9 protein-coding genes are annotated in these 6517 nt (G+C 75.8%); 3 read left to right on the forward strand and 6 right to left on the reverse strand.

Annotation, left to right across the window (positions count from 1 at the left end):
- The 5 genes from VIM19_16740 to VIM19_16760 form a co-directional block, all read right to left on the reverse strand.
- On the reverse strand, positions 1-501 hold a 501-nt coding region (locus VIM19_16740; GenBank protein HEY5186503.1), incomplete at its 3' end, for a glycosyltransferase.
- Complete coding sequence (locus VIM19_16745; GenBank protein ID HEY5186504.1) at positions 498-1694, reverse strand: hypothetical protein; 1197 nt, start codon at positions 1692-1694, stop codon at positions 498-500. The genes VIM19_16740 and VIM19_16745, both read right to left, overlap by 4 nt.
- A 20-nt stretch (positions 1695-1714) precedes the next feature.
- Positions 1715-1948 (reverse strand): hypothetical protein, encoded by a 234-nt coding sequence (locus tag VIM19_16750; protein ID HEY5186505.1) that lies wholly within the window; start codon positions 1946-1948, stop codon positions 1715-1717.
- 83 nt (positions 1949-2031) lie between these two features.
- The gene (locus VIM19_16755) at positions 2032-3354 is read right to left on the reverse strand and encodes an NYN domain-containing protein (GenBank protein ID HEY5186506.1); all 1323 of its coding nucleotides are present in this window, start codon (positions 3352-3354) and stop codon (positions 2032-2034) included.
- Entirely contained in the window at positions 3351-3614 is a 264-nt protein-coding gene (locus VIM19_16760; GenBank protein ID HEY5186507.1) for a hypothetical protein, read from the reverse strand. The genes VIM19_16755 and VIM19_16760 overlap by 4 nt, the downstream gene beginning before the upstream one ends.
- 131 nt (positions 3615-3745) lie before the next feature.
- On the opposite strand from VIM19_16760, the gene VIM19_16765 reads away from it, so the two are divergent.
- The 3 genes from VIM19_16765 to VIM19_16775 are packed head-to-tail and all read left to right on the forward strand — an operon-like array spanning position 3746 to position 6221.
- Entirely contained in the window at positions 3746-5509 is a 1764-nt protein-coding gene (locus VIM19_16765; GenBank protein ID HEY5186508.1) for a DEDD exonuclease domain-containing protein, read from the forward strand.
- Positions 5510-5529: 20 nt separating this feature from the next.
- Positions 5530-5817, forward strand: a complete 288-nt coding sequence (locus VIM19_16770; protein HEY5186509.1) for an Lrp/AsnC ligand binding domain-containing protein — start codon at positions 5530-5532, stop codon at positions 5815-5817.
- Between the two features lie 41 nt (positions 5818-5858).
- Entirely contained in the window at positions 5859-6221 is a 363-nt protein-coding gene (locus tag VIM19_16775; protein ID HEY5186510.1) for a hypothetical protein, read from the forward strand.
- Positions 6222-6225: 4 nt separating this feature from the next.
- On the opposite strand, the gene VIM19_16780 is transcribed toward VIM19_16775, so the two are convergent.
- Positions 6226-6517 (reverse strand): anthranilate phosphoribosyltransferase (locus VIM19_16780; protein HEY5186511.1); only part of this gene is annotated, 292 nt, incomplete at its 5' end.

Here is a 6517-nt window from a genome sequence, read left to right on the forward strand (position 1 = left end):
GGGCGCGAGCCGCTCCATGCGGGCGGCCGCGGACGGCGACAGCGCGGCGGCGATCCGGCTGCGGGTGTACTCGCCGAGGTAGGCCACCACGTCGACGCCGTCCCCGATCCGGCGCAGCAGCTGGCGGCTACCCGGGACCGAGGCCCAGGCGGCCTCGTGCCCGTGGGTGAGCGCGACCAGCCGCCGGGCACCGGCGCGGCGCAGGCCGGCTCCGAGCAGCCCCAGCGGCGCGGCCGCCCCGAACAGCACCGAGTCACAGTCGTGTTCGCGCAGCAGTGCCTTGGCCTGCCGGGCGACATCGGGGGTCGGCAGCATCACCGAGTGCGGGTAGCGGACCACCGGGAACGGCTGCTCGGCGTCGAAGCCGGCCGGGTCGCGCCAGGTGGACGCGAAGACGACCACCGAGCCGGCCGGGCGCCGCCGGACCAGCTCGTGCACGAAGGTCTGGATGCCGCCCGGCCTGGGCGGGAAGTCGTTGGTGACGACGAGGGTCCTGGTCATGGCCCCAGCCGCGCAATCTCGGCCCGCCAGGCCACCGTGAACGCCTCGACCGTGGTGCCGAGCACGGCCCGGAACGCCGCCGCGAGGTTCGCGTCCGCGCTGCCGGTCCCGGCCGCGGTGGCCCGGTACAGCCGCACCACGGCCCGCTCCCCATGGGTCTGCGCCAGCAGCCGGACCGCCGTCCAGGCCTCCGTGTAGGCCGCCCCGATCGTGGCCGAGCCGGGCTGGAAGTCGGCCTCGTCTGGCAGCCGGGTGGACCGACCGGCGATGCGCACCCGCGCGGCGAGCGGGGCCAGCAGCTGGGCCTGCGGCAGCGGGGATCCGCGCAGCCCCACGTAGTCGGCGAAGCCCTCCTCCAGCCAGGTCGGCACGCTGGTCGACCCCGCAGCGCGGGTGGCCAGGTGGGTCACCTCGTGGGTCAGCAGCACCTGTTGCGCCGGCTCGGTGAGCGCACCGAGCGCGGTGGCGTCGACGGTCACCCGGTCGGTGGTCGCCAAGGCGACCAGACCGGTCACGCCGTCGGGCGTGCGGCCGAGCAGCGCGGCTAGCGGCCCCGGGCCGGCCACCAGCACGAGCAGCGCCCGCCGCGACCAGTCGCTCCCCCAGACGGAGTCGACAGCGGCGACCGCCCGGTCCCCCTGCGCCGCGACCGGTGCGGCCGGCAGCCGGACCGGCTGCACGCTGAGCACCAGGCTGCTGCGCCCCGCCGTCTCGGTGACCACACTGAGGTCCCAGGGCAGCGACGCGCCCACCGGCTGGTCGTCGACGACGAGACCGCCGGACAGCGTGACGTCACGGTCGGCGGTCGACGCCGTGGGGACCCCGGCCAGCCGGTAGGTCAAGGTGACCTGGGCATGCTCGGTGGCCCCGGCACCCGGCTCGACCGAGCGGACGGCGTAGCTCCACCCGGCCAGCCGAACCCCAGCCAGCCGCTGCGGGAGCGCCCGAACCCCGGCCGTGGCACCCGCACCGAGCGTGGCCGCGTAGCCGGCCGAGTCCGTCGCGAGCAGCGCAGCTGCCCGCCGACCCAGCAGCTCGCCAACCGCCGCCGACGTGGCTGACGCCGCAAGCCCGGAACCAGGGCGGGCGGCCACCGAGACCGCCGGCGGCACCGACCCGGCGGTCGAGCAGCCGACGAGCAGCGCCCCCGGGACGACGAACGCCACGGCGCGAAAGACCCTCAGCCGCGGCACCGGGGCATGCTAGCCGCCGCTCAGGCGGTGGCCCGTCCCAGCCGCCGCACCTGCGGGACGTCCACCACCTCCGTCGGCTCGCTGGTGGCCAGCCGCAGCGGCGGCACCAGGCCCGAGGCGGCCAGCACCTCGAGGGCCCGCCGCTCGTCGTCGTCGAGCCGCACCCCCTCCGGCGGCGCGCCGAGCAGCACGGTGACCACGCAGCCACCACACTCGCGGCCACGCACCTCACACGTGTCACAGTCGATCAGCACGGGCGAGCCCTCCTTCGTCGGCCGGCGGCAACGCCGGGACCCGTCACGAAGCCACGCTAGACAGCGGGTCCGACAGGTTCCGCTCAGCCGCGGTCCAGGCGGCGCAGCAGCGCCACCGCAGCCGCCGTCCACGCCCCCGCCGCGGCCACGCCGTCCATCACCTCGCGGTCGCTGGACACCACCACGACCGGGCGGCCCCGCGGCTCGGCCCGGACCAGGCGACGGATCAGCTCGTCCGCCGTCTCACCGGCGGCGGAGAACAGCACGCGGACCCCGCGCGGGACCGGGACCCCCACCGGCACCTCCACCGTCGCGCCGTCGAACACGCAGGTGACCTCGGCGCCGGTCCGGGCCGCCAGCGTGCCCAGCGCACCGACCAGCCGGGTCCGCTGCGTCTCCAGCGGCAGCGTGCCGTAGCCGGACTTGGTCACGTTGTAGCCGTCGACCACGAGGTGCACCTTGGGCAGCAGGAGCAGCTGCTCGAGCCGGGCCGGGTCGTCGTGGTCCTGCGCCCGGGTGGCCACCGCAGCTCCCGTCGCCGGCTCGCCGCCCCCGGGCTGGACGGCGTCCGCCGGGCTCCCGGACGCCGGCGGCAGCGCGAGCTCCCGGCGCAGCCCCGCAGCGGCGTCCAGGACCGTGTCGAGCAGCAGCCGCAGTCGCAGCTCGTTGCCCGCCCGGCCCTCACGAGCCGCCTTGCGGGCGCCCTCGACGGCCGCCTGCGCATCGGTCAACCGGGATCGCAGCCGGCGCAGCTCCTGCTCGGCCGCGGCGACCTGACCGGAGGCCTCCGCCCGGGCCTGCTCGGCCGCCGCCGTCGCCTCCCTCTCCGTGGCCTCGGCCCGGCGCGCCGCGTCGGTGGCCACCCGTAACTGCCGGCGCAGGTCGGCGACCTCCCGGCGGGCGGCCGTGGCCTCCGCCCTGGCCCGGTCGAGCTCGGTCCTGGTCTGCGAGCGGACGGCGGCCAGCTGCTCCTGCAGCTGGTCAACGGCCGAGGCCGACTCGGCGTCCTGGCCGACCCGCTCGTCCCGCGCGATGGCCTCGATGCTGCGGTCGAGCAGCTCGACCCACCCCGGCGGCCGGAGCAGGTAGGTGGCCGCGGCCACCTCCACCGGCTCGACCGTCGCCACCGTCCCGCCCTCGGCCACCGCCGCGGCCAGGTCCGGCTCCCGCTCGGCCAGCCGCGCCGCGACCTGCTGACGGAACACCGGGTCCTTCTCCACCGCGGCGGCGAGCGGGGTGGCTCCCGTCCTGGCCCGTTTGGCGGGGGCGAACCGGGCCACCGCCTTCAGCCCGTTGGGGACATCGTCCAGGGGCATCGCCCCCAGTGCCTCGGCGGCCAGCGCCAGCACCCGCAGCCGCACCGGCGCGGGCAGCGGGCCGGCCGGGCCCTCGGCATCCTGGCTCACTCGGCTCCCGGGTCGTCGACCGGTCCCCCGGCGTCCGGCCGCGGCACCAGCTCGACGGCGTCCACGGCCTGGCACCAGCGGCAGCGCACCTGCTCGATCTGCTCCTCGAGCACCTCGGACTCGTCCACCTGCGGCTCGCCGCTCAGGTCGAGGTGGACGTACTCACGGACCCGGCTGGACCGAGTGACGTCGAACCGGGTGAGGTTCCCGCACTGGGCGCAGCGCCAGCGGGACTGCGGGGTGGGCAGCGGCACGGGCACGGGGACTCCAGTCAGGGCATCGTTCGGGCGGTCGGCGGCAGCCACCTGAAGGGTAGGCGCTGCCCCGATTCCCACCGTCCCTGGGGCGCGCCTTCGCCGGGCTGTCGGTACTGGTGCCTACCGTCGGTTCCGTGGGTTCCACCAGCACCGCAGTCGCCAGCGCGCAGGGCACGTTCGACGAGCTGGGCACCCCGCTGGGCGAGGTCACCTTCGTGGTGGTCGACCTGGAGACCACCGGCGGGTCGCCGGCCGACTGCGGGATCACCGAGTTCGGCGCGGTGAAGGTCCGCGGCGGGGAGGTGCTCGGCGAGTTCCAGAGCCTGGTCAACCCGGGCGCGCCGATCCCGGCGTTCGTCCAGGTGCTCACCGGCATCACCGACCTGATGGTGGCCGCCGCCCCCCGCGTCGAGGCGGTGCTGCCCGCCTTCCTGGAGTTCTCCCGCGGCTCGGTGCTCGTCGCCCACAACGCGCCGTTCGACATCGGCTTCCTGAAGGCGGCGGCGGAACGCACCGGCCACGAGTGGCCGCCGTACGGGGTGCTCGACACCGCCCGGCTGGCCCGCCAGCTGGTGCTGCGCGACGAGGCCCCCAACTGCAAGCTGAGCACGCTCGCCCAGGTTTTCCGGGCCAGGACCAGCCCCACCCACCGGGCGCTCGACGACGCCAGGGCTACCGTCGATGTCCTGCACGGGCTGATCGAGCGGGTCGGCACCCAGGGCGTCGACACCTTGGAGGAGCTGAGCACCTACTCCGCTCGGGTTTCCCCCGCGCAGCGGCGCAAGCGGCACCTGGCCGAGGGCCTGCCCCGCTCACCCGGCGTGTACCTGTTCGAGGACGCCCAAGGGCAGGTGCTGTACGTCGGCAAGGCCACCGACTTGCGCACCCGGGTGCGGTCGTACTTCACGGCCAGCGAGATGCGCACCCGGATGGCTGAGATGGTGGGGCTGGCCGAGCGGGTGCGGCACATCGCCTGCCCGACCCTGCTGGAGGCCGAGGTCCGCGAGCTGCGGCTGATCGCCGAGCACAAGCCGCGCTACAACCGGCGCTCGCGGTTCCCCGAACGTGCGTCGTGGCTCAAGCTCACCGACGAGCCGTTCCCGCGGCTGTCCGTCGTCCGCGAGGTGCGCGACGACGCCGGCACCTACCTCGGCCCGTTCGGCAGCCGGCGGACGGCGGAGTCGGCGATGACGGCGCTGCACGAGGCGCTGCCGCTGCGCCAGTGCACCGCGCGGCTGTCACCGAAGCGCCCCACCGCGGCCTGCGCGCTGTACGGCATGGGCCGCTGCGGCGCGCCGTGCGAGGGGTACCAGGACGTCGAGTCCTACGCGCCGCACGTCCAGGCCGCCCGCGACGTCATCGTCGGGGCCGATCGTTCCGTCGTCGACCGGCTGCAGGAGCGGATCAGCGCGCTGGCCGACGACGAGAGGTTCGAGGACGCCGCGGCGCACCGGGACCGGCTGGCCGCGCTGGTGCTGACCGCGTCCCGGATGCACCGGCTGGCCGGGCTGGCTGGCCTGGCCGAGCTGGTCGCCGCGCGGCCGACGCCGGACCAGGGCTGGGAGGTCGCGGTCGTCCGGTTCGGCCGGCTCGCCGGCACCGCAGTGGCCGCGCCCGGGGACGACCCGCGCCGCGTCGCCGACGCGCTGGTGGCCACCGCCGAGACGGTCCGCCCCGGGCCCGGACCCACCCCGGCGGCCTCGGCCGAGGAGACCGAGCGGATCCTGCACTGGCTGGACCAGCCCGGAGTCCGGCTGGTGTCGGTTGAGGGCACCTGGGCGTCGCCGGCCCGCAGCGTTTCGGTGCACCGCGAGCTGTTCGCCGCCGCGGCCGGCTCCGCGGTGCCGTCCCTGCAGCCCCCGGACGCCGACCACCGGGGGCTGCGCCCGGTCCGCTGACCAGCGGTAGGGTCGTCCCCGTGATCACTGCGATCGTGCTGGTCAAGGTCGAGGTCGACAAGATCCCCGAGGTCGCCGAGGCGCTCGCGGACATCCCCGGGGTCAGTGAGGTGTACTCGGTGACCGGCGAGGTCGACCTGATCGCCATGGTCCGGGTGCGCGAGCACGACGAGCTGGCTGACGTCATCGCCGGCACTCTGAACAAGGTGCCCGGCGTGCTGGCGACCGAGACCCACATCGCGTTCCGCACCTACAGCCGCCACGACCTCGAGGCCGCGTTCTCCCTCGGCCTCGAGGACGGCGCCTGACCCGGTTTCAGACCGGGCGCGCGCCGTCCGATCTCATCGGTATGTCCGATCGGTGCTCCTCGTGCACGGCGGCGCTGCCGGCAGCCGCCGCCGTGTGCACCCAGTGCTGGACGCCGGTTCCGAGCACCGGCCCGACCGACCAGCCGACCGACTTCGGGGCGAACGGCTTCGCGGTCGCACCCCCGCGAGTCGTCCCACCGGACCCGCGGCAGTACTCGCGCACCAGGGCGGGCGTGACGTCCTTCGGCCTGGTCGGGCGCCTCGTCATCACGCTGCTCGCGCTGCTCATGCTCGGCTTCTTCGCGCTGAACCTGCCATTCGGGCTCTTGGGCATCGGGCTGTGGGTGTTCGTCGTGCTGCCCATGCTGATGCGCGACGTGTGGAAGCGCGAACGCATCCGCTGACCGCTCAGCCGGCCGCAGCCGCCCTGGTCGCGGCCACCCAGCGGTCCAGCGCGGCCGCCGCGGCTCCGTCGTCGACCGAGCGGGCGGCCCGCTCCAGCGCCGGTCGCAGGCCGTCCTGCAGGGGGTCAGCGGTCCCGTCCAGCGCCACCAGCGCGGCGGCCGCGTTGAGCAGCACGGCGTCCCGCACGGGTCCACGCTCGCCCGCCAGCACCCGACGGGCGACGTCCGCGTTGAACTTGGCGTCCGCGCCGCGCAGCGCCCCCTCGGGGCAGGCCGGGAGACCGAGCGCGGCCGGG

The organism is Actinomycetes bacterium, assembly GCA_036510875.1.
Classification (GTDB): domain Bacteria; phylum Actinomycetota; class Actinomycetes; order Prado026; family Prado026; genus DATCDE01.

Bases quoted from the DNA above. Each gene is read 5' to 3' on its own strand.
- VIM19_16775 (HEY5186510.1), top strand. From the start codon at position 5,859: ATGTCCGATCGGTGCTCCTCGTGCACGGCGGCGCTGCCGGCAGCCGCC.